Source organism: Propioniciclava soli, from assembly GCF_038502305.1.
GTDB lineage: Bacteria > Actinomycetota > Actinomycetes > Propionibacteriales > Propionibacteriaceae > Propioniciclava > Propioniciclava soli.
In genome coordinates, this window is record NZ_CP115965.1 from 3,532,104 (window position 1) to 3,555,919 (window position 23,816).

Annotated in this window: 22 protein-coding genes, 1 pseudogene and 1 riboswitch; of the genes and pseudogenes, 13 read left to right on the forward strand and 10 right to left on the reverse strand. The window is 73.7% G+C overall.

Annotated elements, in window-relative coordinates:
* Positions 1 to 62: 62 nt before the first annotated feature.
* The 3 genes from PCC79_RS16010 to trxB all read left to right on the forward strand — a co-directional run bounded on the left by PCC79_RS16010 (position 63) and on the right by trxB (position 6,931).
* Complete coding sequence (locus PCC79_RS16010; protein WP_342372426.1) at positions 63 to 1,994, forward strand: hypothetical protein; 1,932 nt, start codon at positions 63 to 65, stop codon at positions 1,992 to 1,994.
* A complete protein-coding gene (gene murJ, locus PCC79_RS16015; RefSeq protein WP_342372427.1) occupies positions 1,987 to 5,850 on the forward strand; it encodes a murein biosynthesis integral membrane protein MurJ in 3,864 nt (1,287 codons plus the stop codon). Before PCC79_RS16010 ends, murJ begins: the two co-directional genes overlap by 8 nt.
* A gap of 112 nt (positions 5,851 to 5,962) precedes the next feature.
* Positions 5,963 to 6,931, forward strand: coding sequence for a thioredoxin-disulfide reductase (gene trxB / locus PCC79_RS16020; RefSeq protein ID WP_232547081.1), 969 nt, complete (start codon positions 5,963 to 5,965; stop codon positions 6,929 to 6,931).
* On the opposite strand, the gene PCC79_RS16025 is transcribed toward trxB, so the two are convergent.
* Positions 6,903 to 7,589 carry an MOSC domain-containing protein gene (locus PCC79_RS16025; protein ID WP_342372428.1) on the reverse strand — a complete coding sequence of 229 codons (687 nt, stop codon included), beginning with the start codon at positions 7,587 to 7,589 and terminating at the stop codon, positions 6,903 to 6,905. The two genes, trxB and PCC79_RS16025, sit on opposite strands and share 29 nt — an antisense overlap.
* Before the next feature lie 85 nt (positions 7,590 to 7,674).
* Between PCC79_RS16025 and PCC79_RS16030 the strand changes: the two genes are divergently transcribed.
* Entirely contained in the window at positions 7,675 to 8,451 is a 777-nt protein-coding gene (locus PCC79_RS16030) for a HEAT repeat domain-containing protein (RefSeq protein ID WP_342372429.1), read from the forward strand.
* 12 nt (positions 8,452 to 8,463) lie between these two features.
* Here the strand turns inward: PCC79_RS16030 and PCC79_RS16035 are convergent, their stop codons facing one another.
* Entirely contained in the window at positions 8,464 to 9,534 is a 1,071-nt protein-coding gene (locus PCC79_RS16035) for a HEAT repeat domain-containing protein (protein WP_342372430.1), read from the reverse strand.
* Positions 9,535 to 9,634: 100 nt separating this feature from the next.
* Between PCC79_RS16035 and trxA the strand changes: the two genes are divergently transcribed.
* On the forward strand, positions 9,635 to 9,958 hold the full coding sequence (gene trxA / locus PCC79_RS16040; protein ID WP_342372431.1) for a thioredoxin: 324 nt from the start codon (positions 9,635 to 9,637) through the stop codon (positions 9,956 to 9,958).
* Here trxA and PCC79_RS16045 read toward each other — a convergent pair.
* The 4 genes from PCC79_RS16045 to PCC79_RS16060 form a co-directional block, all read right to left on the reverse strand.
* Complete coding sequence (locus PCC79_RS16045; RefSeq protein WP_342372432.1) at positions 9,949 to 10,386, reverse strand: hypothetical protein; 438 nt, start codon at positions 10,384 to 10,386, stop codon at positions 9,949 to 9,951. The genes trxA and PCC79_RS16045 overlap by 10 nt on opposite strands.
* A 135-nt stretch (positions 10,387 to 10,521) precedes the next feature.
* Positions 10,522 to 11,256, reverse strand: coding sequence for an FAD:protein FMN transferase (locus PCC79_RS16050; protein WP_232547075.1), 735 nt, complete (start codon positions 11,254 to 11,256; stop codon positions 10,522 to 10,524).
* On the reverse strand, positions 11,256 to 11,807 hold the full coding sequence (locus PCC79_RS16055; protein ID WP_342372433.1) for an FMN-binding protein: 552 nt from the start codon (positions 11,805 to 11,807) through the stop codon (positions 11,256 to 11,258). The genes PCC79_RS16050 and PCC79_RS16055 overlap by 1 nt, the downstream gene beginning before the upstream one ends.
* A gap of 159 nt (positions 11,808 to 11,966) precedes the next feature.
* On the reverse strand, positions 11,967 to 12,524 hold the full coding sequence (locus PCC79_RS16060; protein ID WP_342372434.1) for a hypothetical protein: 558 nt from the start codon (positions 12,522 to 12,524) through the stop codon (positions 11,967 to 11,969).
* A gap of 173 nt (positions 12,525 to 12,697) precedes the next feature.
* Positions 12,698 to 12,801: riboswitch (TPP riboswitch) on the forward strand.
* A gap of 52 nt (positions 12,802 to 12,853) precedes the next feature.
* On the opposite strand from PCC79_RS16060, the gene PCC79_RS16065 reads away from it, so the two are divergent.
* The 4 genes and pseudogenes from PCC79_RS16065 (at position 12,854) to PCC79_RS16075 (ending at position 16,240) form a co-directional block, all read left to right on the forward strand.
* Complete coding sequence (locus PCC79_RS16065; RefSeq protein WP_342372435.1) at positions 12,854 to 13,477, forward strand: YkoF family thiamine/hydroxymethylpyrimidine-binding protein; 624 nt, start codon at positions 12,854 to 12,856, stop codon at positions 13,475 to 13,477.
* 2 nt (positions 13,478 to 13,479) lie between these two features.
* The gene (locus tag PCC79_RS16070) at positions 13,480 to 14,118 is read left to right on the forward strand and encodes an ECF transporter S component (RefSeq protein WP_232547070.1); all 639 of its coding nucleotides are present in this window, start codon (positions 13,480 to 13,482) and stop codon (positions 14,116 to 14,118) included.
* Positions 14,115 to 14,357 (forward strand): annotated as a pseudogene (locus PCC79_RS17445) (ATP-binding cassette domain-containing protein); the annotation flags it as partial. The gene PCC79_RS16070 and the pseudogene PCC79_RS17445, both read left to right, overlap by 4 nt.
* A 107-nt stretch (positions 14,358 to 14,464) precedes the next feature.
* Positions 14,465 to 16,240 (forward strand): ATP-binding cassette domain-containing protein, encoded by a 1,776-nt coding sequence (locus tag PCC79_RS16075; RefSeq protein WP_342372436.1) that lies wholly within the window; start codon positions 14,465 to 14,467, stop codon positions 16,238 to 16,240.
* 38 nt (positions 16,241 to 16,278) lie between these two features.
* Here PCC79_RS16075 and PCC79_RS16080 read toward each other — a convergent pair whose 3' ends face one another.
* Positions 16,279 to 17,790, reverse strand: coding sequence for a ferredoxin reductase family protein (locus tag PCC79_RS16080; protein WP_342372437.1), 1,512 nt, complete (start codon positions 17,788 to 17,790; stop codon positions 16,279 to 16,281).
* A 164-nt stretch (positions 17,791 to 17,954) separates the two neighbouring features.
* Here PCC79_RS16080 and PCC79_RS16085 point away from each other — a divergent pair, with 164 nt between their 5' ends.
* Positions 17,955 to 18,818: a glycerophosphodiester phosphodiesterase family protein gene (locus PCC79_RS16085; protein WP_342372438.1), complete on the forward strand. Its 864-nt coding sequence runs from the start codon at positions 17,955 to 17,957 to the stop codon at positions 18,816 to 18,818.
* Positions 18,815 to 19,072 carry a hypothetical protein gene (locus tag PCC79_RS16090; RefSeq protein ID WP_342372439.1) on the forward strand — a complete coding sequence of 86 codons (258 nt, stop codon included), beginning with the start codon at positions 18,815 to 18,817 and terminating at the stop codon, positions 19,070 to 19,072. The genes PCC79_RS16085 and PCC79_RS16090 overlap by 4 nt, the downstream gene beginning before the upstream one ends.
* A gap of 44 nt (positions 19,073 to 19,116) precedes the next feature.
* Here the strand turns inward: PCC79_RS16090 and PCC79_RS16095 are convergent, their stop codons facing one another.
* Positions 19,117 to 19,632, reverse strand: coding sequence for a mycothiol transferase (locus PCC79_RS16095; protein WP_342372440.1), 516 nt, complete (start codon positions 19,630 to 19,632; stop codon positions 19,117 to 19,119).
* A gap of 131 nt (positions 19,633 to 19,763) precedes the next feature.
* Here PCC79_RS16095 and PCC79_RS16100 point away from each other — a divergent pair, with 131 nt between their 5' ends.
* Positions 19,764 to 21,110 (forward strand): HNH endonuclease signature motif containing protein, encoded by a 1,347-nt coding sequence (locus PCC79_RS16100; RefSeq protein ID WP_342372441.1) that lies wholly within the window; start codon positions 19,764 to 19,766, stop codon positions 21,108 to 21,110.
* 112 nt (positions 21,111 to 21,222) lie between these two features.
* Here the strand turns inward: PCC79_RS16100 and PCC79_RS16105 are convergent, their stop codons facing one another.
* On the reverse strand, positions 21,223 to 22,200 hold the full coding sequence (locus PCC79_RS16105) for a phosphotransferase family protein (protein ID WP_342372442.1): 978 nt from the start codon (positions 22,198 to 22,200) through the stop codon (positions 21,223 to 21,225).
* Between the two features lie 8 nt (positions 22,201 to 22,208).
* Positions 22,209 to 23,135: a beta-1,6-N-acetylglucosaminyltransferase gene (locus PCC79_RS16110; protein ID WP_342372443.1), complete on the reverse strand. Its 927-nt coding sequence runs from the start codon at positions 23,133 to 23,135 to the stop codon at positions 22,209 to 22,211.
* Between the two features lie 113 nt (positions 23,136 to 23,248).
* Here PCC79_RS16110 and PCC79_RS16115 point away from each other — a divergent pair, with 113 nt between their 5' ends.
* Positions 23,249 to 23,797, forward strand: coding sequence for a YetF domain-containing protein (locus PCC79_RS16115; RefSeq protein ID WP_232547058.1), 549 nt, complete (start codon positions 23,249 to 23,251; stop codon positions 23,795 to 23,797).
* Positions 23,798 to 23,816 lie beyond the last annotated feature (19 nt).

The following is a 23,816-nucleotide window of genomic DNA, read 5'->3' on the forward strand; positions in this document are numbered from 1 at the left end:
CCGGAGTTCGAGACCGGAGTGTGCGTGTCGGCGCCCACCGGGGGCGAGCCTACGATGGAGCGGTGAGTCGACCGCAGCCACGCCGCGCGCCCGCGCTCGGGGCGCTGGTCGCGATCGTCCTGGCGCTGCTGTGGCCGCTGGCACCGCCCCGCGCGGCCGCCGCCGAGGGGCCCGCCGTCGCGCTCACCGCCGCCAGCCTCATCGGGTCCGGGCCGGACGCCGTGCTGGTGCTCACCGCCACCGTCGCCAACACCACCGGCGATCCGCTGCACGACGTCCAACTCCAGCTGTGGCGCTCCACCGCCGTGCTGCGGTCGGCCGCGGCGCTCACCCGCACCCTCGCGGCCGAGGAGCCGCCCAGCGGCACCAGCCAGGCGGTCGAGCCCAGCAACACCGCCGCGCTGACCGCTCCCGACGCGTCCCTGCCGTTCGGCACCGAGGTCTCCGGGTCGGCCAGTGGCACGCTGGGCGGCCTGGGCCTGACCCGCACGGGGGCCTCCTACTGGGTCGGCGTCCGCGTCACCGCCCGCGCCGCACCGGACGCCCCCAGCGGCGAGGTGGCCATCGCCCGCACCCTCGTCACGGTGCCGGACGCCGGGGCGGAGGTGTCGCTGACCTCCGTCGTCGACCTCTCGGCGCCGCCCCGGCAGGTGAAGGGCGATCTGTTCGTCGATGACGGTCTCGCCGACGATCTCGAGGGCCGCCTGCGCGTCCTCCTCGACGCGGCGCGCAGCCGCGACTGGGTGGTCGACCCGGCCCTGCTGGCCGAGGTGCGCGACATGGCCGACGGCTACCGCGTCCGCACCGCACCAGGCGTCTCCGAGGAGGGAACCCACGCCGACCTGGCCCAGGCCTGGCTGGGCGACTACGACCAGCTGGACCCCGACCGCGGTCACGCGGGCCTGTTCGCCACACCGGACGCCGCCCGCGCCGAGGTCGTCGCCGCCGCGACGGCGGCCGGGGAGGCCGTCCCCGACGTCGACCTGCCTGTCGCCGCCGTGCTGGACGCCCCGGCCGCCACCACCCTGGCCGCGCTCAGCGACCAGGGCCGGCCGGTGCTCGCCACCGGGCTCGACGCGGACGCCGCCCCCGTCGACGTGGGCGGCACCACGGTGGTGCCGGCGCTCGCCCCCACCGACCTGACCCTGCCGGCCTCGCTCGCCGACGAACCCCTGGCGCGCACCGCCGTGTTGACGGCGCTGGCCCGCGCCGACGGCCGGCAGGTGCGGGTGCTGCGCAGCGCCGAGGACGTGGCGATCGACGCGGCAACCCCCGACTGGGTGAGGCGCACCGACCTCGCGACGCTGCTCGCCACCACCCCGCCCGACCAGACGCTGGGTGCGGCCGACCCCACCACGGGGCTCGACGAGGCGACCCTGCTGCGCGTCGAGGACCTCATGGCGGGCATCCAGGCCTATGCCGAGGCGGCCCCGGAGGCAGACCTGGCGGGTCTGCCCGAGGACGTGCTCGCGCGGGCGGCGTCCCGCTGGTTTGCCGACGACCCCGCCGGGCGCGACGCCTACCTCGACGCCGTCGACACCCGGGCGGGCTTCTGGGCGCTCGATGCGGGGCTGGAGCTGTCGGCGTCCGCCCGCTTCTCGCTCGCCGGCTCCTCGGGCGACTACCCCGTCACCGTGACGAACCACCTCGTCGACCCGGTGGTGGTGCGGGTGGTGGCCACCACCGACAACCCGCAGCGGATTCGGTTCGTCCCGGCGGAGGCGACGCGGGTGGAACCGGGCAGCAGCACCGCGCTGTTGCTGCGGGCGGAGGCGTCGGGCGGCGGCGTGGTGGAGGCTCGGATCCACGTCGAGTCGCTCGCGGGCCGTAGGCTGACCGCCGACGAGGCGATCGTGGTGGAGACCACCAACTTCGGTCTCATCGGGTGGGTGCTGGTGATTGGTTCGGCCGTCGTGCTGGTCACGACGACCGCGCTGCGCATCCACCGCGTCCGGGCGGCCACACGAGCACAGAAGGCGGGCGAGCATGGCTGAGGCGGCACCGGAGGCCGGCGCGGCGTCCCGGCGCCTGGTCAACGCGACCGCCGTGATGGCGTCCGGCACCGCGATCAGCCGCGTGCTGGGCTTCGTGAAGGCGACGCTGCTCGTGATCGTGCTCGGCGCCAACAACCCCCTCGCCGACTCCTATGCGGTGGCCACGCTGGTGCCGAACAGCCTCTACATGATCTTCGCCGGCGGCGCCCTCAACACGGTGCTCGTACCGCAGATCGTGCGCCACGTGCGCAGCGACGCCGACGGCGGCGAGGCGTTCGTGCAACGCATCATGACGGCCTTCGGCGTGGTGCTGGCGGTGCTCGCCGTGCTCGCCACCGCGCTGGCCGGCCCACTCATGAGCCTGTGGACGGACGCGAGCTGGCGCGCCCCTGCCATGGCCGGCCACTGGCACCAGCTGGTGCTGCTGGCGCTGCTCACCATGCCGCAGCTGTTCTTCTTCGGCGCCTTCTTCCTCGTCGGCCAGGTGCTCAACGCCCGCGACCGGTTCGGGCCGATGATGTGGGCACCGATCCTCAACAACGTGGTCGGCATCGGCGTGCTCGGCCTCTACGTCGCGCTGTGGGGCACCAACCAGGCGGGCTCGGTGCCGTTCACCGACGAGCAGGTGTACCTGCTGGGCCTCGGCTCGACGCTCGGGATCATCGTGCAGACGCTCGCGTTGCTGCCGGCCCTGCGGTCGATCGGGCTGCGGTACCGCCTGCGGTGGGACCTGGCGGGCCAGGGGCTCGGCGAGACGTTCCGGTTGGCGTCCTGGATGCTCGGCTACGTGCTGCTCACCACCGTTGTGCAGGCGGTCGTGAGCCGGCTGGCCTCCTCCGCGACGGGCTCGCCGGACGGTCAGGGTGCCGGACTGGCGGCCTACAGCACCGCCTACCTGGTGTGGATCCTGCCGCACTCGCTGCTGACCGTCTCGCTGGCCACGGCGATGCTGCCGTCGGCGTCCCGGCTCGCGGCATCGGGCGACCTGCAGGGCGTCGCCGCCGAGACGACCCGCACGATGCGGCTCGCCTGTGCGTTCCTGGTGCCCGCCTCCGTCGGCTTCCTGGCGCTGGGGTTGCCGTTCGCGCGGATCGCCTTCGGCCACGGCGCCGGCGCCACGGGCTGGGACGCCATCGGCTGGACGCTCGTGGCGTTCGCCCCGGCGCTCGTGCCGTTCACCGTGCAGTACGTGTACCTGCGCGCCTACTACGCGCTCGAGGACACCCGGACCCCGTTCCTGCTCCAGATCGCGATCGCCGTGGTCAACCTCGGGGTCGGCCTGCTCCTGGTGGGGCTGGGCGGCTCGCCGGCCACCGTCGCCCCCCGGCTGGCCTTGGCGTACGGCGTCGCCTACGCGGTCGGCGCCCTCGTGACCCACGCCGCGTTGCGTCGCCGCCTCCCCGGGCTCTCGGGGGGCACCCTCGTCCAACACCTCGCCCGGCTGCTGCTGGCCGCCGCCCGGGGGGGCATCGCAGCCCTCGTCATCGGTTGGTGGGTGCTGCGTGACGGGTCCCTCCCGGTCGTGGTGGCCGGCTTCCTGGGGGCGGTCGCCGTCGTGCTCGTGGCGTTCTTCGTCACGGCCCGGCACCTCCGGATCGCCGAGCCCGGCGAGCTGCTCGCCGTGCTGCGCCGCCGACGCGGTGGCGCCGAGCACGCCGACGGCCCCGCCCCGGCCGGGGGCGGCCGTGAGGCAGACCCGGTCACCGGCGGCCCGTCGCCGGTCGGCGACCCGGGTGCAGGGTCGTTGGCAGGGCCGGGCGCGGGCGGGCGCGCCGAGGCCCCGGAGGTCCCCACCGGGGAGGCCCCCCTGCTCTCCTACCCCGATCCGCACGACCCCCACCGGACGCCGGCCACCTCCTTCCCGGCCTCCGACGTCCCGGTGGGCCACGTGGTACCCGGCCAGATCCTGAACGCCCGCTACCGGTTGGACGAGCCGCTGCACCGCCGCGGCGGCACCTCGACGTGGCGCGGGTTCGACGTGAAGCTCTCCCGGCCCGTGCTCGTTCACGTCATGGCACCCGGTGACCCGCGCGCCCTGGAGATCCTCGACCAGGCCCGGCGCGCCGCCCCGGCGGTGGACTCGCGCTTCCTGCGGGTGTGGGACGCGGTGCTCGTCGAGGAGGAGGCGCACGGCAGCTACATCGTGTGCGAGTACGCCCCCGGGCAGTCGCTGGAGCTGGCGCTCCGGCAGGGCCACTTCAGCGACCTCGAGGCCGCCTGGGTGGTGCGCGAGGTCGCCTCCGGCCTGGTCGCGATGCATGCTCAGGGGCTCTACCACCGGCAGCTCAACCCGGACACGATCATCATCACCGCCAGCGGCAACGTGAAGATCGTAGGCTTCCTCGTCGAGAACGCCCTGCACCCGGAGACGTCCGACGACGCGGACGGCGAGCGCGCCGACGTCCTCGCCCTCGGCCACCTGCTGTACGCCGCCACGGTGGGCCGCTGGCCGGGTGGCGCCCGTTACGGGCTGGCGGCGGCGCCGACGGACGCGGGCGGGCGGCTGCTCCTGCCGCGCCAGGTGACGGCCCGCGTCTCTCCGGAACTGTCCGACGTGGTCGACCGCATCGTGTCCCGGACGCCGCGCGGGCGCGCCTCGCGCCTGACCAGCGCCCAAGACATCGACCACGCGCTCACCCACCTCCTGCGTGGGCAGGACCAGTCGCACGTGCTCGACCGGCGGTTGCGCTTCCCCGTCTCGACCGTGCAGCTCACCGTGCCCAAGCCGCCGCCGACCAACCTGCTCGCCACCCCGCTCGCCCTCGGCGACCCCCTCGCACGCCTGGACGCCCCTGCCCCCCTCGACACCCCCGCCCCCCTCGACGTGCCCGCCGTGCCGCTCCCGCCGGAGGTGCCGGGCACCCCGGGTGCGACGCCGCTCGGCGTGCGGGGCCCGGGCGAACGCCCTGCTCTTCCGCCGCCGCGGGTGGTTCCGAACGCCGGAGGCGAGGACGACGACGAGGACGGCACGCAGCGGTGGGCCCCCGGCGCCGGGGACGGGGACTCCACGCAGTCCTACTGGTTCGACGCGGAGGACGGCGACGCCCGACGCCCGACGCGTGACCGTCGGCCCGCCGCCGAGCACGATGACGAGCCGGAAAACACCGACCGGATCACGCCCGTCCCGCCGCCCCGCGGGGGACGGACGGGTGGCGGCACGGCGACATCGGCGTCGTCGGCACGCTCGGCGTCGTCAGAACGCTCGGCGTCGTCCGCGCGGGCATTCGAGGCGGCGCGGCCGGGGGGCCCGGACGCCCGCTCGCTGCCGCCCGATCCGCCCCGCCGGTGGTACGGGGCCCTGCTCGGCCTGTTCGCGGTCACGCTGGTCGTCAGCCTCGTGATGGTGGGCAACGGGCTGTCGCAGACGGCACGGACGCCCCAGGAGCCGGCGACGTACGCGGTGGCGTCCGCCCGCGACTTCGACCCGGCCGGCGACGGGGGTGACGACACCGAGAATCCCGACCAGGCCTCGCTCGCCGTCGACGGGGACCCGACCACGGCCTGGACCACCGAGCGCTACGGGCGCACGGCGACATTCAATGACCGCAAGCCGGGGGCCGGTGTCATCGTCGACCTCGGGGAGGTCAGGGAGGTCGGTCGGGTGTCGGTGCTGCTGGGCAGTGGCCCCACCAGCGGGGAGATCCGGGTGCCCAACGATCCGACGGCGGTGGTGCCGCCGCTCGGCTCGGAGCGGGACTGGCGCACCGTGGCGCGGTTCGACGGGGCCGGCGGTGAGGTCCAGCTGCCGCTGGATGCGGCCGAGGCCACGCGCTTCGTGCTGGTCTACCTCACCGAGCTGCCGCGCGTGGAGCCGAACCACCAGGGCTCGATCTTCGAGGTCAGCGTCGGCCCGTGAGCCCACCCGGGGCCGGAATAGCGGCGGGGGGTGTCGCGTTGCGGCACTAGATTGGTCCACGCAACGCACACGCAACGCACACGCAACGCACACGCACCGAGCAAGGGAACTCATGAGCGACGTCCGCGAAGTCATCGTCATCGGGTCGGGTCCGTCCGGCTACACCGCAGCGCTGTACGCGGCGCGCGCCAACCTCGCGCCGCTGGTGTTCACCGGTGCGGTGGACGCGGGCGGCGCCCTGATGAACACCACCGAGGTGGAGAATTTCCCGGGCTTCCCCGAGGGCATCATGGGTCCGGATCTGATGATGAACATGCAGGCCCAGGCGGAGCGCTTCGGGGCCGAGCTGGTGGCCGACGACGTGGTGGCGGTCGACCTGACCGGCCCGGTCAAGACGGTGACGGACGCCGCCGGCACCACCCACAGCGCCAAGGCCGTGATCCTCGCCATGGGTTCCGGCTACCGCCGGCTGGGCGTGCCCGGTGAGGATGAACTGTCGGGCCGCGGCGTCTCGTGGTGCGCCACCTGCGACGGCTTCTTCTTCCGCGACAAGCCGATCGCCGTCATCGGCGGCGGCGACTCCGCGGTCGAGGAGGCCACCTTCCTCTCCCGGTTCGGCTCCTCCGTCGCGCTCGTGCACCGCCGGGGCGAGCTGCGGGCGTCCAAGATCATGGCGGCCCGCGCCGAGGCCGACCCGAAGGTCGCGTTCGAATGGAACTCCGTCGTGGAGTCGATCAACGGCGAGGGCTCGGTGGAATCCATCACCCTGCGCGACACCGAGACCGGCGCGACCCGCGACCTGCCCGTGCAGGGCGTCTTCATCGCCATCGGCCACGACCCGCGTTCGGAGTTGGTCAAGGGCCAGGTCGACCTCGACGCCGAGGGCTACGTGCTCACCAAGCCCCAGTCGACCGAGACGAACCTGGCCGGCGTGTTCGCCGCGGGCGACCTGGTCGACCACACCTACCGCCAGGCGATCACCGCCGCCGGCACCGGCTGCCAGGCGGCGCTGGACGCCGAACGCTACCTGCAGGCGCTGGCCGACGCGGTGCTCACCGAGAAGGCGATCGCCCGCGCCTGACGCGCCGGGCCAGCCGGTCGTGCCAATGGGGCGGCACGACGCCGGCCGCCACCACCCGGCGGGCGGCGTCGTCGTCGCCCATCTCGGCGGCGAACAGGGTGACCAGATCGATGTCGTGCTCGGGGGCCTCGAGCGGGGTCACGGCGTCACCGGGGCGGACCGTGCCGGGCCCGACCACCCTGAAGTACGCCCCGCACCGGCCGTGCGCGGCGAACCGCTTCACCCAGCCCCGCTCGCCCATGTGGCGGGCGAACGTGGCGCACGGTTGCCGCGAGATCGACACCTCGAGCTCGACGGCGTCCCCGACCCGCACCCGCTGGTTGACGAGCAACCGGTCGAGGTCGAGGCCCTCGGTGGTGAGGTTCTCCCCGAACCAGCCGTCGGGCAGGTCGCGGCCGAGCTCGCTGCCCCACCAGTCGAGCTCCTCGCGGCTGAACGCGTAGACCGCCTTGTGGGCACCCCCGTGGTGCTGGCTGTCGCCCACCAGATCCCCCGCCACGCCGGGGCCGTCCCCGTAATGAGGCCCGTCGCCGTCGGCCGGCCCTGGGGCGAACACCTCGATCGCCGGCGCCGACCGCTTGTCGATCCCCGTCAGGCGGGGCGTGCCCGGGTCGGGCTTGGGCCGGGCGAGGTTGGTGGACCGGATCCGCGGGGTCATGGGCGCAGGCTATCGGCCCCGGGCGACCACCGCTTGACCCTCACGCTGCGTGAGGCTCTAGGTTCACGACCAGGAGGTGGGAACCATGACCAACAACCCCACGTACACCACCGAGCTGCTCGTGACGCAGCTCCACAGCGACGACAGCGCGACGCGCTTTGACGCGGCGTCCCTCATCGGGATCGACCGCGTGACCGACGCCGCGGACGCCCTCGCCGCGCGCCTCGGCGCCGAGACCGATTGCCAGGTGCGCGAGCGCGTCACCTGGGCCACCGTCCAGGTGATCGACGCCGCGCTGCCCGCCGTCCTGGCCCTGCTGGACTCCCCGGACGCCGAGGCCCGCATGCAGGCAGCCCACGTGCTGAGCAAGGCCGCGCGCCCGGAGTTCGCCGCGCACCTCGCCCCGCTCGTCGCGGACGCCGACGCCCAGGTGGCCATCAAGGCCTACCGCGCGGCCGCCAACACCGGCGACGCCTCGGTCGTGCCGTTGCTCGCCGCCCGCCTCGGCGACGGCGACGCGCACCAGACCGATGCGCTCACCAACGCGTTCGTCACCCTCGGCGGGGCGGGCGTGCCCGCCCTGGTCGAGGCGCTGACCTCCGAGCGTGTGGCGGTGCGGCGTCACGCCGCCGAGACCCTGGGCCACCTCGGCCCGGACGCCGACGCGGCCGTGGATGCCCTCACCGGTGCCACGGCGGACGCCGACGCGGAGGTGCGCGTCATGGCCGCCACGGCGCTCGGTCAGCTCGGCCCGGTGGCCGACGAGGCCCTGGCCGCGCTGGCCGCCGGTGACGACAGCGTGCTCGCCAGCGTCGCCGGTGCGCTCGCCGCGCGTCGGAAGCGACTGGCGGCGCGGGCCTGAACCCGGCGCCGGTCAGCTGCCCGCGATCCGCCGGGCGAGCAGCCGGGTGTGCGGGTCGGCGTCGTCGGCCCGCTGCCCGGCTGCCGCACGGGCCTCGGGCGTGCCGAGAGCGCCGAGCGCCGTGAGCGCAGCGAATCGGACGCTGCCCTCGGGGTCGTCCAGGGCGGCGGCGAGGGCGTCCGTGGCGGCCGGGTCGGCCACGAAGCCGAGCGCCTCGGCGGCCTGCTCGCGCACCGCCGGGCCGCCGCCCGCGAGGGCCGCCTCCAACAGCGGGACGGCCCGCGACCCGAACCGGTCGAGCGCGGAGACCACCGCGTCGGCCAACAGCGGGTCGTCGGAGCCGAGCGCCCCGACGAGGGCGAGCAAGGCGTCCGGGCCGCCCACCTGCCCGAGCGCGAAGGCCGCCTTGGCGCGGACCGCGGCGTCGGCGTCCGCCAGCCGGGGCACGAGGGCCGGGACGGCCGCCGGGTCGGCAAGTTTGGACAGCACGTGCGTCATGCGCAGCCGGACGCCGGCGTCCCGGTCCGCCAGCTGCGGCACCACGGCAGCGAGCGCGTCCGGGTGCCGCACGATCGCCCACGTGAGGTTCTCGCGGACGCCCGGCTCGGGCTCGGTGCGCAGCTGCGCCAGCAGCGTGGCGAGCGGGGCGGACGCCGGCGCGTCGAGCGCCGCCCGGAACCGCACGTGCGCCTCGGGGTGGCACAGCCGCTCGGTGAGGGCGATGGCGTCGACCACGTCGCCCCAGCCCGCGTCGGCCACGCCCACGAGGCCGCGCAGCCGGGCGAGCAGCGCCCGCTCGGCCGCCAGGCGCTCCTCCACGACGGCGATGTGGCGGGCGAGGGCGTCCGCGGCGTCGAAGGCCGGGTCGTCGAGGGCCGCGGCGATCTCGGGCAGCGCCAGTCCGAGACTCTTCAGGTGCTGGATCGCCAGGAGCCGGCGCAGGTCGTCGGCGGAGTAGAGCCGGTAGTCACCCCCGGAGCGGCCGCTGGGCACGAGCAGGCCCAGGTCGTCGTAGTGGCGCAGGGTCCGCACCGTGAGCCCGGTGCGGCGGGCCACCTCGCCGATGCGCAGCCACTCCTCCATCGCGCCACCGTAGCGCCTGAGCGCCCGGACCCGGCGGGGACGAGGAATGCCGCGCCACCCGATAGTGTTGGACGGGTACCCACACGAAGGAGAAGCAAGCATGGGTTCCGTCGCCGAGGTCACCGATTCCACGTTCGATGAGGTCGTGTTGCAGTCGTCCAAGCCGGTCCTGGTGGACTACTGGGCCGACTGGTGCTCGCCCTGCAAGCAGATCGCCCCCATCATCGACGAGCTCGCCGCCGAGTACGGCGACAAGGTCACGTTCGTGAAGCTCGACACCAACAGCAACCCGCAGGTTCCCGCCCAACAGGGCATCATGGGTCTGCCGACGCTCCAGTTGTTCGTGGACGGCACGGTCGTCACCTCGATGACCGGCGGCAAGACGAAGGCGACGCTGATCCGCGCCCTCGAGGACTACCTCTGAGCCACCGGCGCCACGGGGCCGGACGCCGCGGGCGTCCGGCGCCGCACCCGGTCGATGCGCAGGGCCAGGCCCAGCTGCGCGCCGACGAGCAGCACCAGCGCGGCCACGACGGCCAGCGCCTCGGCATGGATGACGGCGAGCACCACCGCCGCCAGTGATCCTGCCGCTGCCGCCGCGAGCGCGAGTGTGCCCGGCTCCGCGAGCCGGGCGGCGGGCAGCACACCCAGTTGGGCGATCTGGCTGGCCCAGGCCAGCGCAATGACGAGCAGCCCGGCGAGTTGGGCGACCGTGAGGTCGGCGACCGGGGTGACCGGCAGCCACCCCGCACCGCCGAAGGCCCCGGAGGGGAACAGCACCAAGAGGGCCGCACCGGCGACGGTGAGGACCAGTCGACGCAGCACCGCGTCGAGCGCACTGGGGTCACGCATGAGAACACCCTAAGAATCCTCAGACCCGTCGCGCACCCCCGACACCCGATCCGTGGTGAAATTCATTCCTTGGGAGGACGCACCTTGCCACCGGGTCGCACCAAAGGAGTCGTTCCTTGGGACGACCCCGCAGCGTCAGGCCGCGAGGAACACCGCGCTGGCCCAGACGCGCTCCCCCGCGCTGCAGGCGAGCACGTCGATGTCGTCGAGCTCCTGGGCCCGGGCCAGCGCCTCGGGCCCGCCGGCGAGGATCGCGGTGGCCAGCACGTCGGCCGTCACGATGTCACGGGCGCACACGGTCACCTGCACGAAGGTGTCGTCGGCGCCCAGCCGCCACACGTGCTCGCCACGCTCCGCGGTGCCCGACGTCGCGACGGCCCACCGCTCGGGGCCCATCTGGAACTCGGTGAACAGCTGGGACCGGTCGAGCGGGTCGACGATGCCGACCACCCACGGCTCCCCGGAGGCCCGGTGCCCGGACGCCACCACGTCACCGCCGGCGTTGAGGCACCAGTCGGTGAGGCCCTCGGCCCGCAGCACCGCGCCGGCGTCGCGGAGGGCGATGGCCTTGACGATGCCGGAGAGATCGACGACACCGTCGGGCCGGTGCGGGGTGAACGCGCCGCCGGTGGCCAGCCGCCAGGTGACCGCCTCGTCGTACACCTGCCGGAACGCCTCGGTGGTCTCGGGCAGAGCCAGCTCGCCGCGGGCGAACCGGGCGGCCTCGGTGTCGGGACGCCACAGGCTGAAGCGATCCTCCAGGGTGGCGAAGGCGGTGAGCACGGCGTCCTGGGTGGCGCGGGGGACGGGCCGGGCGCTGTGCAGACTGATCACGGTGCCCATGGCGGCGAAGACGAAGGGGGCGCCCATCACGCGGCCGCCTGGTCGAGCGCGGACTGCAGCGAGGTGAGGTAGGCCTCGGTGGTGTAGGTCGCTCCGGAGATGGTCGCCACGTCGTCGCCCTGGGCCTTCAGCACCGCGCTGCGCATGGCCGGGACGGCCCGGGCGTTGATTTGGTTGGACTTGCGGTCGCCATCGCTCACGACGGACTCCGACACCCCGGTGATCGTGCCGTTCGCCACGGTCACGGTCACCGTGACCGACCCGTAGCGGTGCCGCGCCGTCGAGCCGGTGTAGGTGCCGTCGGCCCACGAGCCGGTGCTGCTGGAAGAGGTCGTGCCGCCGCTGGACGAGGACGCCCCCGAGCCACTCGTCGCCGCAGAGCCGGAAGACGCGGTGCCGGAAGACGCGGTGTCGGAGGCCGTTGTGTCGGAAGACGCGGTGTCGGAGGGCGTCGTGGTGTCGGTCGTGGGCGGGTTGAGTGCCAGTGCGACCTGCCCCTGGGCGGTCGCCGTGCCCCAGCCAAGCCCGAGGATTCCGAGGGACGCCAACGCTGCGGCGGCCCTGGCCCTGCTGCTCATCCTGATTCCTTTCGTCGGACAGGCATCAGCCTCGGCGCCGCACCTGTGGCGGTCCTGTGGGCGGCCTGTCGGACGGGTGCGAACCCGGGCGTGCGTCCGTTCAGCGCAGGGCGACGGCGGGCACCGGCGCGGGGGCGAGGTCGCGGAAACCCCAGCGCTTCAGCTCAGATCGGCGTCGCGCTCGGCGGAGGTGGCCGTGGCCAGGACGCGGCGGCTCTCGCTGAGCGCCACCCAGGTGTCGGGTCGGACGTCACGGGCGGAGTCCCACACCACGACGCGGTGGGCGTCCGCGGTGTCACCCTGGGCAGTCACCGAGCGGGCGTTGACCGTGGATGCGGTGCCCGAGACGTCCTCGACGCACTCGACCCGGATGACGTCAGCGCCCAGGGTGCGGGCCTGGGTGAGGAAGGCGCGCCACTGGCTGCGCTGCTGCAGCCAGCCGGCGAAGGTGATCCACAGGTAGCCGGGCAGGATGACCATCGCCACGCACCACGCGGCGAACGTCGCCTCGCTGATGCCCATGACACCGAAGGGCGTGACGTAGTGGGGCCCGAGGATCGCGTAGAACAGCTGGTGCACCGGGATCGCGGCGAGGGTGAGCAACGACAGTCGGGTCACCCACGCCAACCAGGACGGCACCCGCAGCCCCTGGACCCGGCAGGGCCCCACGACGGTGAAGACGGCACTGCGGGAACGGTTCACGCGACTGCGGGGCATGGCATCTCCTGTTGTTCGGGGGACCGGAGTGGCCGTTCGTAGACAGTTCCCACGCTAGACACCTTCACTATCAATTCACCAGTCCCCCCAGGGAGGACACTCGCTGGGCCACCCGGACCACCGGATTCCCCACGCCGGCCGCAGGAGGGGGGCCCATCGGTTAGCCTGATGCCAGCAAGCCCCCGGGGAGCGCGACGCGCTGAGAAAGTCATCCTGACTGACCCGTGGAACCTGAACTGGTTCATACCAGCGGAGGGAGTCGGGCTGGGTGGGGCGTCGCGCCGCACCCGTCGTTGCCGGCCACCACCCTCAGGGGCGGAAAGGCAGGCATGGCAGCACCCACACCGTCCGCACCCTCGGCGGCCACCTACGGCATCGGGGCCCGGATCGCCCTCCACCCCATGACCGACCGGTACGTCGACATCATCACCACCGCTCTCGCCGCCACCCCGCGGCCGCCGGAGCTCGAGCTCACCACCTCGCCCGTCAGCACCTTCGTCGGCGGCCCCGATGCCGCTGTGGTCAGGTATTGCGCCGACTTGGTGGCCGCTGCGGCCCACCGCGCCGACGGTGCCCACCTGGCGGCGCAGGTCCTCCTCTCCCGGGGCTGCCCGGGCGAGGTGACCTGCACGCTGCGGCACGGGCCCTGGGTCGACGGCGAGGCGGTCGCGGTGCCGGACGCGGGCGTCCGCGCCTGGGCCGAATGGTCGCTCTACCCCCTGCTCGACGGGCAGGGGGGCGGGGCCCACATGACCCCGATCATGGACGCCATCGCCACGGCCAGGGCGTCCGGGTTGTTCCACTCGTCGGATCACTTCGTGACCCGCCTGGCCGGCGACGTCGGCGCCATCCTGGCGCTGGTGGCGACCGCGTGGCTGCGCACGGGGGCCGGCGTCCAGCACGTGGTCACCCACCTGTCGCTGTCCATCAATTCACCGACCCAGGGGGTCTGATCGTGACCACATCGCCACGCACCCCCGGCACCCACCCCCTGACGCTGGCCGAGATCGTCTCGGTCGTCGTGCTCGGCGTCGTGTTCGGCTTTCTCTACTACGCGCTGGTGCTGGGCTGGCGCGCCCTCGGGGTGCTGATGGGCCCCTTCGGCGATCTCGCCCAGAACGTGCTCATCGGGGGCTGGATCGTCGTGGCTCCCCTGGCCGTCTTCATCACGCGGCGCCCGGGCACCGGCATCCTGGCGGAGGTGGCGGCGTCCGTCGTCGAGGTGGTGTTCCTCGGCAGCCCCGTCGGGCCCATCCTGTTGCTGAGCGCGTTCATCCAGGGGCTGGGCGCCGAGGTGGCGTTCCTGCTCACCGGGTACCGCCGCTACGGGCTCGGCGTGTTCCTGGCCTCGGGACTGACCGGCGCGGCCCTCAGCTTCGTCTACGCGACGATTCGCTTCGGCTGGTGGGGCCAAGACCTGTTCGCGCTGCGCCTGGGCCTGCACCTGACCTCGGGCGTGGTGCTGTGCGGGCTCTTGGCTTGGGCGGTGGCCCGAGCCCTGCTGCGCAGCGGCGTGCTGCGGGACCTGCCGGCCGGCCGCGCGGAGCGGGCGGAGCGCGCTCGCGGGGCACTGGCGCCGGCCGGCCAGGAATGACGGGGGACGCAGCCGAGCCGCTGCGGGCCGAGGGCATCACCGTCACCCACACCGACGAGCCGGTCGTCCGGGGCCTCGACCTGGCGCTCGCCGCGGGGGACGTGGTGGCGCTGACCGGTCCGTCGGGGTCGGGCAAGTCGACCGTGCTGGCGGTGCTGGCCGGGTTGATCCCCCACACGCGGGCCGGCGACCTCGACGGCCGGGTGCTGCACCACGGCGCGGACGTCACCGATCAGCCGCCCTGGCAGCGGCGGCCTGGCTGGGGTTCCTGGCGCAGGACCCGGCCTCGTCGCTGTGCCTGGCCAACGTCCGCGACGAGCTGGCCCTACCCCTGGAGAACGCCGGCGTGCCCCGCGCCGAGATCGGCCCGCGTGTGGCCGCCATCGCCGAGCGCTGCGGCATCACCCACCTGCTCGGACGCCAGACCGGGCAACTCTCCGGCGGGGAGGCCCAGCGCGTCGCGCTGGCGGCGACCCTGGTGGGCGGGCCCGAGGTCGTGCTGCTCGACGAGCCCCTCTCGATGCTCGACCCGGACGCCGCCGCCGACGTCGCCGCGCTGCTGCGCACGGAGCTGGGCACGGCGCGGGGCACGGAGCTGGGCGTCGCGGAGGGTGCCTCGCGGAGCGGCAGGGCCCCCGCGGCGGTCATCGTCGAGCACCGCCGGGCGGAACTGGCGCGCGCCGGCGTCCGTGCCAGCCACACGGTCGCGCTCGGGCGAGGCTGCGCCGCGCCGGCACGGCCCGTGGGGGCACCCGGCCCGGCGCCGCGCCCCGCTCCCACGGCGGCCGCGCCATTCCGCTGGCACCTCACCGATGTGCGCCGCGCGCCGGACGGGCCGGTCGTGCTGCCCGGCGTCGACATCGCGCTGCGGCCGGGCACGCTCACGGCGCTCACCGGGCCCAACGGCTCGGGCAAGTCGACGCTGCTCCTGGCGATCGCCGGCCTGCTGCCCGCGCACCGCGCCGCGTTGGGTGCCCCCCGCGTGGGCATGGTGTTCCAGCGCCCCGAGAACCAGTTCGTCGCCCACACCGTGCGCGAGGAGATCAGCTGGAACGCCGATGCCCGCCGCGCCGCTATTTTGCTGGAGCGGGTGGGGCTCGCCGGGCTGGAGGAACTGAGCCCTCACCAGCTCTCCCTGGGCCAGCAACGCCGGCTCTCGCTGGTGGCCGCCGCGGCCCAGAGCCCACCCGTGCTGCTGCTCGACGAGCCGACGTTCGGGCTCGACGACGCCGGTGTCACCGCGGTCGAGGGCGTCCTCGCCGGCCTGCGCGCCGACGGGGTGGCCCTGCTCGTCGCGACCCACGACAGGGGCCTGGTGAAGCGGCTCGCGGACGCCGAGGTGCGGCTCAGCGCCCAGCCTGCCGGACGCTCGCGGCAGGCGCGGCCGCGCGTGCCGGACTCCTTCCTGGCCCGCTGCTCCCCGGTCACCACGTTCACGCTCGTGTTCGTCGTCAGCATCGCGTTGCTGTTCACCCTCGACGTCGTGCCCGTGCTGGGTCTCTGGGCGCTGGCCACCGCGGCGGCGCTGACGCTCGGCCGGGTCCCCCTGCGCCGGCTGCTGCTGTTCCAGGTGCCCGTGGCGTGGTTCGCGCTGTCGGCGTTCCTGGTCAACGTGCTCAGCCGCAGCGGCGGCGTCCCGGTGGCACAGTGGGGGCCGCTGACGATCACCGACGACGGCCTGGCGTGGGGGCTCGCGCTGGGGGCACGCTCCCTGGCGATCGGCGCCCTGGCCGCGCTGTTCGCCCTGACCACCGACGCCATCGCCTTTCTCAACGCCGCCCACCAGCAGGCGCGCGTGCCCGCGCGCCACGCGTACGCGCTGATGGCGGGCTACCGGCTGATGGAGATGCTGCCCGAGGAGTGGTGGACGCTGCGGGCCGCGCACCGCGTCCGGGCGCGGGGCGCCGGCCGGGACAGGCTCACCCTCGACGCGTTCCGGCGGGCCGCCTTCAGCCTGCTGGTCGTGGCGCTGCGGCGTGGGCAGCAGTTGGCGGAGGCGCTGGAGGCCCGCGGCCTGGGGCGCTCCCCGCGCACCGTGTGGCGTCCCGTGCGCTGGGGGTGGCGCGACGCAGCGCTGGCCGCCGGCGCCACGCTCACGATCGTCGCGGTGCTCGCGCTGTGAGCCCTCGCGCGCGCTCGGTCACGGCGTCCGGCCCACCCTCACCAGGCGAACTCCTCCCGATGCAGCCGCTCGGGGGGCAGGCCCGCGGCGAGCGCCTCGTCGGCCACCAGCTCGGTCGCGCCCGCGGGCCCGCAGACGTACACGTCGGCCTCGGTCAGCGGCCCGGTGAGGTCGGTCAGGCGCCAGTGCAGGTGGGAGGCGGGCAGCCAGGACGCCGAGCCGTCGGCCAGGACGCCGCGGTGACCGGTCAGCACGTGCAGGCGGACGCCGCGGGCCCGGCACCACGCCTCCAGCTCGGCCCGGTGGGCCACCTCGACCTCGCTGGAGGCCCGGACGATGACCGTGGCGTGGCCCGGCACGACGTCGGTGCCCTCCAGCAGGGCGCGGATCGGGGCGACGCCGATCCCGAACCCCACGAGCACCACGTCGGGGGCCGTGCGGGCGGCGTCGGTGAACACGCCGTACGGCCCCTCGATGAGCACGGGCGTGCCCGGGCGCAGGGTGCTGGCGAGACGACGGGTGCCCTCACCGAGCATGCGGACGGTGATGCGGATGGTGTCCTTGTGCGGCGCGGCCGACAGCGAGAAGGGGTGCTGGTGCCACCACAGCCCGCCCTGCAGGAAGCGGAAGTGAGCGAAGTGCCCCGGCCGGATGCCCAGCTGAGCGATGCGGCGTCCGGTCATCTCGATGGCCACGGTGTCGGGGGTCTCCCACGTCACGGCCGACACGCGCAGGCGGTGCTCGGCGGACGCGAAGAGCGGTACGAGGACGCGGTGGGTCAGCAGCACGAAGAAGGTCGCCCCCCACAGCGCCAGCCAGAACCAGTGCGCCGGCCCCTCGGCGAACAGCCCGCCCAACGAGAACTGATGGGGCAACGCGAGGAGGATGGCGGCGTAGGTGACCAGGTGGATCCCCTGCCACACCTCGTGGCCCAGCCGGCGGCGGGCGGCGGCGACGGACGTGACCGCCACCACGGCGAGGAGGCCCGTCGCGACCACGGCGAGGACGAAGTCGCCCACCCCCCACAGGGTGGCGAACTCGGCGGACCAGCTCAGCTGGTCGGCCATCGCGTACCCGGTGACGAGGTAGACGCCGTGCAGCACCAGACCGCCGAAGGTCCACTGGCCGAGCGCCTTGTGGAGGGCCAGGGCGCGGTCGTGGCCGAGGGTGCGGTCGATGAACGGCACCCGCGCCGCGAGCCACAGCATGAGGACCATCGCGGAGGTCGCCACCAGGCCGGTGAGGATGCCGACGCCGCGCATCAGGCCGGCGGCCGAGGCGGTCAGGGCGCTCCAGCCGCCGTCGTGGAGCCGCAGGCCGATGGGCAGCACCACCACCATCCAGGCGAGCACCTGCAGGGTGTCGGCGGCCCACGTCCGACGGCGATGCTGGGCGGCGTAGCGGGCAGCGAGCTGCTCCCGGACCCTCGAGGGCGCGGTTGTCGGCTGCGCGGGTGCCGGGAGCGCGGCCGCCGGGAATGCGGGCATCGGCGCAGGGGCGGACGCGCCGGCCGGCCCGGCTACGGTGCCGGGTGGCAGGGTCGAAGTCATGCTCCCGAGGGTCGACCCGGTGGCTGTGACCGACCTGTGCGCTGCCTGACGGGTGCCCCTGAAACGTAGGGCACCGCCCTGCTCCCGGGAGCCGGAAGGGCGCCGACTATGCTGGTCCGGCAGGGCTCCCCCACCCGACCAAGCCGCGCTGACAAGGAGGTCACGTGTTCGGAGATGCCGTACACACGCAGCTGAACGGGCTGTTGAACAGCCTCGCTGCGTCGTCGCGACCGCTCGTGGTGTCGCACGCCGGCGTGGCGGTGGGGCCGTTCCCGTCCAACACGACGGCGGCCGTGCGGTGCGCGCTGCAGTCCGGGGCAGACCTGGTGAAGATCGACGTGTCGGCGTCGGCCGACCACATCTTCTACGCCTTCCACGACGGGTTCGAGGATGAACTGCTGGGCGAGGAGCGCAACATCCAGTCGCTGACCGCGGCCGAGATCGCGCAGCTGAGCTACCGCTGGAAGAACCGCCCCGGGCACCGAGCCCAGGTCGAGCGCCTGGCCTCGTTGCTCGGCGAGTTCCGGGGCAAGCCGGTGATGTTCGCCCTCGACCGGTCGTGGTGGCGCTGGCCCACCTTGTTGCGCGTGCTCGACGGGCTGAAGATGGCCGACCAGTTGCTGCTCAAGGTGCCGAGTTGGGAGACCGCCGCGCTCGGTGCCCTGCGCCAGCACCGCACGGCGTACCCCGTGCTGGCGATCTGCTCGACCCCCGAGGAGCTCGCCGCGCTGCCCCTGGGCGACGAGGCGGTCAACCTGGTCGGGGTGGAGCTCATCACCCACGACGCCGACCACCCGTGGTTCGACCCGGACGTCCTCGACTCGATTCACCGCAACGACCTCCTCATCTGGATCAACTCCGAGACCCTCACCACCGGCATCCCGTTGTTCGGCGGCTTCGACGACGAGAAGGCGGTGATGGAGAGCCCCACGGCCGCGTGGTCCCACCTGCTCGACCTCGGCGTCGACGCGGTGCAGACCGAACTGCCCTGGCTCCTGCGCGAGCTCCGCGAGGATCGGCGTCGGTGAGCGCAGACGACCGCGCAGGGCTGAAGCCGCGCGGCCACAACGAGGCGTCGGGCAACCCTGCCTCGGGCAACCCCGCCTCGGACGGCCCACCGGCCGGCCCGCTGGCGGCCGGCGTCCCACCCTCAGTTCATCGAGGATTGGCACGCCGGAACCGCGCCGCCACCGGCATCGTCGCCGTCGTGACGGTGGTCGCCGGGCTCTGCCTGCTCTGCGGCCTGGTGCTCGTGGTTGCCGCCTTCATCCTCCTGGGGTGAGTTGCGGAGTCGGAATCGTGGCGCAGCGCCGCCCCCGCCCGCCGTCACGCCGGGCCGTTCGGCAGCATCCCGCGGAGGTAGGCGATCTGGCCCAGGTGCTGGTTGACCTCGTTGACGACGCTCACGAGGCGCGACGCTGCCGTCACCGGCGGGTCGTAGCTCTCATCGACGACCCGCTCGTAGTCGCTCAGCTTCACCAGGACGCGCCGGGTCAGCGCGTGCACGTCGGCGGCGTAGCCCGCCAGGTGATCGGCCGTGCCGCGCCACGCGGACACCTCGTCCGCGGACTGGCCGTAGCCGTGGGCGTCCTCGTCGTAGGGCAGGGCGAACCGCTCCTGCCAGCCCTGCGCGAACCAGGCCTGCTGAACGCCGCCCAGCTCGGCCAGGTGGTCGTCCTGCACGCGGAGCACGTGCCAGGCGATCCAGCCGATCGGGTTGGCATCGGGCGCCGGACGCCAGCGCAGGGCGTCCTCGTCGAGATCGGTGACGGACTCGGAGATGCCCTCGGCGAACCGGTCGAACACGTCGAGGAGCAGCGTACGGGCGAGTGTGGTGTCCATCACCCGAGGATAGGCTCACACCTCCCCGCGGGGGTCTGCAATAGTATCTGTGATCTATTCGTTACCCGACAGTGCTTCCCGAAGGGCTGTCCGAGCAAAAAATGTCAGAGGCGGATCGTAGCGTGGTGGTCATGACGGAAGGCTTGGAGCACCTCGATGACGCCGCCCTGGTGGCGTTGATCGGTCGCGCCCTCGATGCGTTGACCGACGACCGACTCCGCCTGCCTTCCGACGCCGACCGGTTGGCGCTGCTCGCCGAGGCGGTGCGGGTCACCGGACGGCTGCACGCGTGGCAGGCGGGGCTGGCTGCGGCGATCGACCACGACGACGTGGCGTGGCGCGCCCACGGCACGTCGGCCTCGACCTGGTTGACCGACGCGACCCAACACACGCGCGCCGAGGCCCACCGGCTGATCGGCCACGGGCAGCGCCTCGATCGGTTCGCCATCGTCCGTGATGCCGCACGCGCAGGCGACGTGATGCCCGTCCAGAGCGACGCCATCACCGCGGTGCTCGACCAGCTGCCCGCCGACCTGCCGGAAGCGGTCGTCGAGGAGGCCCAGCACATGATGGTCGGGTTCGCCGCCACGCACACCTCCACCGAGCTCCGTCGGCTCACCCATCGGTTGGTCGAATTGCTCGCTCCGGAGGTCGCCGAGGCACACGAGGCTGCCCGCCTGGAACGGGAGCTCGCCCAGGCCACCCGGGCCCGCCACCTGACGTTCACTCCCGACCACTGCGGTTCGATCCTGATCAAGGGGTCGTTGCCGGTGGCCCAGGCCGAGCTCGTGGTGAAGACCGTCAACGCCTGGGCCGAGGGGCAGCGCCGCGCGCTGGACGCCCTCGACCCGGCCGCCGCGCTCCTGACGCCGGCGATGCGCCGCGCCGATGGGCTCGTGGCCCTCATCGACGCGCTGTCCCGCACCACCCTGTCCCCTCGGCACGGAGGCGACCGACCCCGTGTCATCGTCACGGTGACCCTCGACCAGCTGAACCAGGCAGCCCGCGATGCGCCACCACGGCTCCACGGTCGGCTGGTCGGCAGCGACACGCCCATCGACGCCGGCACCCTGCGCCAATGGCTCTGCGACTGCGAGGTGCTCCCCATCGTGATGGGCGGGCGTTCCGAGGTGCTCGACCAGGGCCGCCAGCGCCGCCTCGTCACGGACGCCCAACGCGCTGCCCTGGCCGTGCGTGACCGGGGTTGCGTGTTCCCCGGATGCGAACAACCACCCGAGAGCTGTCACGCCCACCACATCACCCCGTGGTGGGCCGGAGGACGCACCGCCCTGGCGAACCTGGTTCTCCTCTGCCCGCATCACCACGGTGTGGTGGAGCCCAGTCACGACCCCCAGGCGGATCGGTGGCGCATCCACCTGCCGGCCCACGGGCCGGCGCAGGTCATTCCACCGCTCCGCGTCGACCCGACGGGCCGTCCACGTCAACACACCCGCTACCTGACCCCGATTCGGACGTGAGTCGACCGGGTGCGGGGCCGGAGGTCCCTGGGAGAGGTGGGGTCTGGTGGCGGGCGTGTCCTGGGCTGGTTGGTGCCGGCCGGGTTCGAGATGCCCTGGCAGGATCGCGCCGTTACGCGACCGTGGACCGCAGCCACGACAGGATCGGGTCGCGCCAGCCGACGAGGTGCTCCGGGTCCATCGCGTCCATGAGGCGACGGAAGGTCTCGAAACGCTGCGTGCCCGCCACGCACAGGGCCGCCGGGACCGCCGCGCGCAGCTCAGCCATCGACGCCAGATCGCTCCAGTGTTCGAGGTAGGCGTCCACCATGCGCGCCAGGGGTGGATCGACCCCGAGATCACCGTGCACGGTGAGCATCCGGTGCGGTGCCAGCAGGGAACCCACAGGGTTCGCCCACACGGCATCACCCCAGTCGAACAGCAGGAGCCGCCCGTCAGGAGCCACGAACACGTTGCCGGTGTGGAGATCATTGTGCTCCACGCTGTCCGGCAGACCCAGCGCCACCACCTGCGCGACCGCGTCCTCCAGCCGGGGCAGCCCTGCCAGCAGCTCGGACGCCGCGGCGGCATCCAGGTGCAGTGGGTGGGTCGCATCCAACCGCGCCAGCCACTCGACCTGCCTGCGCACGTATCCGACGGCGTCGCCGCTGGGTCGCGCCGGCAACCCTGCGGCACGCAACCGGGTCCCGTGCTCGGCTGCGCGGCGCTGGACGTTGGCGCAGGTGTGCACCAAGTCGAGCAGCACCGGTTCGGTCAGCGGCCCGCGCTCGCGGAGCACTGGGCCGGCGTCGGCGGTGAGGATCCAGCCGTGGTCCCGATCGACCGCGAGCGGCGGCAGGATCTGACCGGGGGCGATGCCGACCAACTCCATGGTGAGGGCGGCCTCGAACCGCTGCCCCGGATTGTTCTCCTTGAACCACACCCGGCCCTCGGCCGTCTCCACCGTGAGCAGCACCGACCAGAACCGCACCCGATGGTGTGCCACCGGTGCCACCACCCGCAGCCCGAGTCGGGCGCAGGTGGCCAGGATCCACGTCGAGGCCTCGGCGAACCAAGCCGGGGAGTTCCAGTGCCGGACGATGTCAGCCACGGTGCCTCTCAGGATCGTTCTGCGTCGGCCAAGGCGTCGGCGGCGGCGAAAAGCTCCGCGGGGGCGTCCGGGGCGAACTTCCTGGCGAAGGGGGCCCGCGCGCCGTCGGTCAGGCGGCGGAGGCGGTCGGCGTCCAACCACAGCGGGCTGGAGGGATTCTCACCGAACTCCTTCAGCGTGGTGGGCCCCTGGACGACGCGGAGTTCCGGGTCGTCGTGCACCAGCGACTGGAGGTAGATCTCGTCGGTGATCCGCACGGTGCGGAACCAGCGGCGCAGCTGCGACTCGCGCGCGTCCCGATCCAGGACGCGGCGCAGCGCGCGCGCCGACAGCGTCATCCACTGGCTCGCCTTCACGATCGGTACCGGCGGCCTCACGCCCGGACGCCGCACGCCCACAAACCAGCGGCGGTCGCCCTCGACGAACCGGGGCAACACCTGCAGGACCGGTCGGGTCAGCGTGCCGATGCGCCAGCCGACGTGACGGACCGCGCGGTACAGCGACGGCTGGCTCGGGAAGCGCACCTCGGGCAGAAACCACCGGAAGCGCCAGTTGTCGGGCTGGTCGGGCGTCTGTTCGACGAGCGCATCGGCACCCTGGTCGACCCATTCCCGCTCCCAGGCCGCCAGGGAGCGAATGGGATAGTCCGTGCCCGAGACCAGCACGTAGTGCTCGGCGTGGAACTCCGCCTCGGCGGTCGCCAGCGCCTCGATCATCGCCGCGGTCAGTTCCCAGGACCCCCAGCGGACGTGGATCGCCGACGCCAGCGGGTGTGCGCCCGCCACACGGAGCGCCTCGGCGTCGAACCCCTGGTGGGGCTCGAACCGCACCAGCACGTTCGCGCTGGGGCTGAGGCTCCGGATACGGCGCACCAGCCGGTCCACCCCGTCCGGGTTGTGGGCCATGACGACGTAACAGAATGCGGCTTCCCCCATGCGACAAGGCTACGGCGTGGGTGAGGTGGCTCCGCACCCGCCCCCGGCCCAGGCACGCTGCGCTCCGCACCGAGCCACCTCCCGGCCCCCCGAGGCTGCGGTTCAATGGAGCCATGGGTGAGCTCTGGACGCACATCGGCATGACACCGTGGGACGCGCTGGGAGTCGTGATCGCCGCCACGGTGCTCTACCTGGCCTATTCGCTGGTGCTCGCGTGGTCGGGCCCCCGGCTGTTCTCCAGCTCATCGACCCTCAGCCTCGCCCTGCTGACCGTTCTGGGCAGCCTCATCGCCCGCGGGATGTTGGGGCCGACCCCCACCCTGGCCGGGGCGCTCGTCGCATCGACCACCCTGCTCGTTCTCGAAGCGCTGCTCGGCAGGCTGCGGCGCATCGCCGCCGTCTCCCGCCGCCACCAGCCCCGCGTGGTCATGGTCAACGGCCGGTTCGTGTCGCGTCCGGCGCGGGAGCTGCTGGTCTCCGAGGCCGACCTCATGGCCCGGCTCCGCTCGGCCGGCGTCCGCCATCTCGAGGACGCCGGTGTCGTGGTGCTGGAGCCCCGGGGCGGCGTCACGGTCATCCGGCGCGGCGAGAAGGTCGACCCGCGGCTGCTGGCCGGCGTGGCCGGCGTCGAGTTCGTACCCGCCCACCTGCTCACCGACTGACCCCTCCGGACGCCGGACG

Excerpts from the sequence above, each read along its gene's own strand:
- murJ (WP_342372427.1), top strand. The coding sequence starts at position 1,987 with ATGGCTGAGGCGGCACCGGAGGCCGGCGCGGCGTCCCGGCGCCTGGTC.
- trxB (WP_232547081.1), top strand. The coding sequence starts at position 5,963 with ATGAGCGACGTCCGCGAAGTCATCGTCATCGGGTCGGGTCCGTCCGGC.
- PCC79_RS16025 (WP_342372428.1), bottom strand. The coding sequence starts at position 7,589 with ATGACCCCGCGGATCCGGTCCACCAACCTCGCCCGGCCCAAGCCCGAC.
- PCC79_RS16030 (WP_342372429.1), top strand. The coding sequence starts at position 7,675 with ATGACCAACAACCCCACGTACACCACCGAGCTGCTCGTGACGCAGCTC.
- PCC79_RS16035 (WP_342372430.1), bottom strand. The coding sequence starts at position 9,534 with ATGGAGGAGTGGCTGCGCATCGGCGAGGTGGCCCGCCGCACCGGGCTC.
- trxA (WP_342372431.1), top strand. The coding sequence starts at position 9,635 with ATGGGTTCCGTCGCCGAGGTCACCGATTCCACGTTCGATGAGGTCGTG.
- PCC79_RS16045 (WP_342372432.1), bottom strand. The coding sequence starts at position 10,386 with ATGCGTGACCCCAGTGCGCTCGACGCGGTGCTGCGTCGACTGGTCCTC.
- PCC79_RS16050 (WP_232547075.1), bottom strand. The coding sequence starts at position 11,256 with ATGGGCGCCCCCTTCGTCTTCGCCGCCATGGGCACCGTGATCAGTCTG.
- PCC79_RS16055 (WP_342372433.1), bottom strand. The coding sequence starts at position 11,807 with ATGAGCAGCAGGGCCAGGGCCGCCGCAGCGTTGGCGTCCCTCGGAATC.
- PCC79_RS16060 (WP_342372434.1), bottom strand. The coding sequence starts at position 12,524 with ATGCCCCGCAGTCGCGTGAACCGTTCCCGCAGTGCCGTCTTCACCGTC.
- PCC79_RS16065 (WP_342372435.1), top strand. The coding sequence starts at position 12,854 with ATGGCAGCACCCACACCGTCCGCACCCTCGGCGGCCACCTACGGCATC.
- PCC79_RS16080 (WP_342372437.1), bottom strand. The coding sequence starts at position 17,790 with ATGACTTCGACCCTGCCACCCGGCACCGTAGCCGGGCCGGCCGGCGCG.
- PCC79_RS16095 (WP_342372440.1), bottom strand. The coding sequence starts at position 19,632 with ATGGACACCACACTCGCCCGTACGCTGCTCCTCGACGTGTTCGACCGG.
- PCC79_RS16100 (WP_342372441.1), top strand. The coding sequence starts at position 19,764 with ATGACGGAAGGCTTGGAGCACCTCGATGACGCCGCCCTGGTGGCGTTG.
- PCC79_RS16110 (WP_342372443.1), bottom strand. The coding sequence starts at position 23,135 with ATGGGGGAAGCCGCATTCTGTTACGTCGTCATGGCCCACAACCCGGAC.
- PCC79_RS16115 (WP_232547058.1), top strand. The coding sequence starts at position 23,249 with ATGGGTGAGCTCTGGACGCACATCGGCATGACACCGTGGGACGCGCTG.